The following is a 4,062-nucleotide window of genomic DNA, read 5'->3' on the forward strand; positions in this document are numbered from 1 at the left end:
CGGCGGAAAGATCTTCGGCACCCCAGGTGACACCGGCAAGGCGCGGGTGGCGCTGCTGCCATGTGGAGGCTGCCAGGACGGCCGCAGGTGTTTCCGTGATCAGCGCGATGATTCGTGTGCTGCCATCCGCCAGATCATGCTCGGCTTCATGCACGCGCAGCTTCGTGGAAAGGTGATCGACGTCGCTGCTGGCTGCCGCTTTCGGCAACAGGATGCCAACAAGCGCACCGCCCATCACCGCCTCAAGATCGTCATCGATCAGGCCTGAGCGCAAGTCGTTGGTGCGGACATAAAGCTGCGGCCCGCCACCACTGCGGTTGGCTGCCAGGAACTCGGCCGTGAGCTTGCGGGCGGCTTCCTTGTTGGCGGGGCTGACGCTGTCTTCCAGGTCGATCAGGAGCACATCAGCGCCGGATGCGAGACCCTTGTCCAGCTTGCGGGTGGAATCACCCGGCACAAACAAAAGCGAGCGCATCGGTCAGGCTTCAGGTTTCTTGAGCATCATGGCCTGCCGGGTGCAGCGCGCCACCAGAACACCGTCCTGGTTGAAGGCGCGGTGCTCGAACTCGACGATGCCGCGATCCGGTCGCGAACGCGACTCGCGCACCGACTTGATCTCGGTCTCGCAGCGGATCGTGTCGCCATGGAAAACTGGATGGGGAAACTCGGTGTTCGTCATGCCGAGATTGCCGATCGTGGTGCCGAGCGTGGTGTCGTGAACGGAGATGCCGATCATCAGGCCGAGCGTGAACAGCGAATTTACGATGGGCCGGCCCCACTCGCTCTTGGCTGCGAAGTCGAAATCAATATGCAGCGGCTGCGGGTTCAGCGTCATGACCGAGAACAGCATATTGTCGCTTTCGGTCACGCTCTTCGTCAGCGTGTGGCGGATCACCCCGCCCACTTCGAACTGTTCAAGATAAAGCCCCGCCATGCCACGCCTCCCGCATTTATGGTGAACCGTTCGTAAACCATTGCTGTCCTAGGGTTCAAGCGTGGACGGACAGGGCGGAAAGCATGGTTGTCGTGGCACATTTCCTGAGATGGATCGACACCGCCCGCGTTTGCGAACGCGCCGCTGCTGCCGCCGCCTTGGCGCGCGCTTACATCGACGGAACGCTGGAGTTCGAGGATCGCTGCGCGGCGGAAGCGGCCCTCACGCTCCTGCTCGACGATCCTTCATCCAAGGTGCGGCTGGCCATGGCGGAAGCCTTGTCCATGAGCCGCAAGGCACCGCCGCAGATCATCGCTGCTTTGGCTGCCGACCAGCTCGAAGTCGCGACGCTTGTGCTCGGCCGTTCGCCGCTTTTGACCGACGCCGACCTGATCGACCGCTTTGCTGTTGCGCCGACGCCGGTGCAATGCGTTGTCGCTGGCCGCGCCTGGGTCGGCATCAGCCTTGCCGCAGCCATCGCCGAGGTGGGGGAGGCAGAAGCCTGCATCGCGCTCTTGCAAAATCCCGGCGCCGACATCGCGGCTGTCAGCTTCCGGCGCATGGTGGAGCGGTTCGGCGACCGTGCCGATCTGCGCGAGGCGATGCTCGGTCTGGCCGATCTGCCGTCCGACTGCCGCCATCTGCTTCTGGTGCAGCTCGGCGAAACGCTGGGACGCTCGCCGTTTCTGCTCGGCGTCATGGGCGAGGCGAGGGCGGCACGGATGGCACGCGAGGCCTGTACCAAGGCATCGCTCACCCTGATTGATCGCACGCGCAGCGAAGAACATCCGGCCCTGATCGAGCATCTGCGCCTGCGCGGCGAACTCACTACCGGCTTTCTTCTTCGCTCGGTTGCTGCGGGCAAGATCGACTTCTTCGGCGCGGCTCTTGTTGCGCTGACTAACCAGAGCGATCGGCATGTCGGTGCGCTTCTGGCGCGTGGCCGCGACGTGGCGCTTTGTGCGCTGATGCGCTCGGCCGGTTTGCCCACGAACCTACAGCCCGTCATCACCAGCGCGCTGGCCGTATGGCGCGACGTCGCGAACGGCAAGCGCGTTGCCGGAACGCAGGAAGTGACCTGGGAAATGTTGCAGGCGCTGAAGGATGATCCGACCGGCGAAGCCGCCAGCCTGATTCGCCGCATTCACCTCGAAGCTCTGCGCGAAAACGCCCGTCACCACGCACGGGCGATCGCAGCGGCCTGAACGCGCCTAGATGTCTAGGGCTTCCGCAAACTCGGCATTGTCCTGGATGAAGCGGAAGCGCAGTTCGGGCTTGGTGCCCATCAGCGCATCCACCGCCGCCTTCGTGGCATCCACCTCGTCCTGAACCTCGACCCGCAAGAGCATGCGCTTCTTCGGGTCCATCGTGGTCTCCTTCAGCTGCGCCGCCATCATTTCACCGAGGCCCTTGAAGCGGCCGATCTCGATCTTGCCGCGACCGGTGAATTCAGCTTTCAGCAACTGATCCTTGTGGGCGTCATCGCGCGCATACATGACCTTGCCGCCCTGGCTGATGCGATAAAGCGGCGGCACGGCCATGTAGAGGTGGCCGTCGCGGATCAGGTTCGGCATCTCCTGATAGAAGAAGGTGATCAGCAGCGATGCGATATGCGCGCCGTCGACATCGGCATCGGTCATGATGATCACGCGATCATAGCGCAGGTCTTCGTCACGATATTTCGATCGGGTGCCGCAGCCGAGTGCCTGGATCAAATCCGAGATCTGCTGGTTGGCGCCGAGCTTTTCCGAACCGGCCGAGGCGACGTTGAGGATCTTGCCGCGCAGGGGGAGGATTGCCTGGCTGGCGCGATCGCGCGCCTGCTTGGCGGAGCCGCCAGCCGAATCGCCCTCCACGATGAAGAGTTCAGCACCCTGCGCTGCCGTTTGCGTGCAATCGGCCAGCTTGCCGGGAAGGCGCAGTTTGCGCACGGCGCTCTTGCGGCTGACTTCCTTTTCCTGACGGCGCTTCAAACGCTCATCGGCGCGCGCAATCACCCAATCCAGAAGCTTGGAGGCTTCCTGCGGATTGTCGGCCAGCCAATGGTCGAACGGATCGCGGATCGCATTCTCGACGATGCGCTGCGCTTCGCCGGTTGCCAGCTTGTCCTTGGTCTGACCGACGAACTCCGGCTCGCGGATGAACACCGACAGCATGCCGGCCGCCGAGATCATCACGTCATCGGCGCTGACGATCGAAGCGCGCTTATTGCCGGTGAGATCAGCATAGGCCTTGAGACCGCGTGTCAGTGCCGTGCGGAAGCCGGCTTCATGCGTGCCGCCTTCGGGCGTGGGGATCGTGTTGCAGTAGGAATTGACATAGCCGTCGCCGCCATACCAGGTGACCGCCCATTCCAGCGCGCCATGGCCACCCTGCTTGTCCGTTTTTCCGGCAAAGATCTCGCGCGTGACCTGCATCTCGCTGCCGAGCTGACCGGTCAAATAGTCCTTCAAGCCGCCGGGGAAGTGGAACACGGCGCGCTGAGGTGTTTCGTCCTTTTCCTTCAGGAGGGCAGGGTCGCAGGACCAGCGGATCTCGACGCCGGCAAACAGGAACGCCTTGGAGCGCGCCATTTTGTAGATGCGCTCCGGCTGGAAGGCCGCACCCTTTCCGAAGATCTGCTCATCGGGATGGAAGCGCACCTTGGTGCCGCGGCGATTATGAACCTCACCCAGGCTTTCCAACGGTCCTTGCGCGATGCCGCGCGAAAAACGCTGGCGCCACAGCTGGCGGCCGCGCGCAACCTCCACTTCAAGAACATCGGACAGCGCGTTGACCACGGACACGCCAACGCCGTGCAGACCGCCGGACGTCTCATAGACCTTGGAGTCGAACTTGCCGCCGGCATGCAGCGTGGTCATGATGACTTCGAGCGCTGACTTGTCCTTGAACTTCGGATGCGGATCGACGGGTATGCCGCGTCCATTGTCGGTCACGCTCAGGAAGCCGTCGGCCGTGAGCTCCACCTCGATGAAGGTTGCATGGCCGGCCACTGCCTCGTCCATCGAATTGTCGATGACTTCCGCGAACAGGTGATGCAGCGCTTTTTCGTCGGTGCCGCCGATATACATGCCGGGACGGCGGCGCACCGGCTCCAGGCCTTCCAGCACCTCGATGTCGGCGGCGCT

General features: G+C 63.2%; 4 protein-coding genes. 1 reads left to right on the forward strand and 3 read right to left on the reverse strand.

Annotation, left to right across the window (positions count from 1 at the left end):
• The coding region (locus tag RTX98_RS19510; protein ID WP_312798519.1) for an HpcH/HpaI aldolase/citrate lyase family protein at positions 1 to 475 on the reverse strand (475 nt) is incomplete at its 3' end.
• 3 nt (positions 476 to 478) lie between these two features.
• Positions 479 to 934 (reverse strand): MaoC family dehydratase, encoded by a 456-nt coding sequence (locus RTX98_RS19515; RefSeq protein ID WP_312798520.1) that lies wholly within the window; start codon positions 932 to 934, stop codon positions 479 to 481.
• Between the two features lie 83 nt (positions 935 to 1,017).
• Between RTX98_RS19515 and RTX98_RS19520 the strand changes: the two genes are divergently transcribed.
• On the forward strand, positions 1,018 to 2,139 hold the full coding sequence (locus RTX98_RS19520; protein ID WP_312798521.1) for a DUF2336 domain-containing protein: 1,122 nt from the start codon (positions 1,018 to 1,020) through the stop codon (positions 2,137 to 2,139).
• A 6-nt stretch (positions 2,140 to 2,145) separates the two neighbouring features.
• Here the strand turns inward: RTX98_RS19520 and parE are convergent.
• Positions 2,146 to 4,062 (reverse strand): DNA topoisomerase IV subunit B (parE, locus tag RTX98_RS19525; protein WP_312798522.1); only part of this gene is annotated, 1,917 nt, incomplete at its 5' end.

The sequence above is a fragment of the Tianweitania sp. genome (genome assembly GCF_032053605.1).
Taxonomy (GTDB): Bacteria; Pseudomonadota; Alphaproteobacteria; order Rhizobiales; family Rhizobiaceae; genus Tianweitania.

Bases quoted from the DNA above. Each gene is read 5' to 3' on its own strand.
- RTX98_RS19515 (WP_312798520.1), bottom strand. From the start codon at position 934: ATGGCGGGGCTTTATCTTGAACAGTTCGAAGTGGGCGGGGTGATCCGC.
- RTX98_RS19520 (WP_312798521.1), top strand. From the start codon at position 1,018: ATGGTTGTCGTGGCACATTTCCTGAGATGGATCGACACCGCCCGCGTT.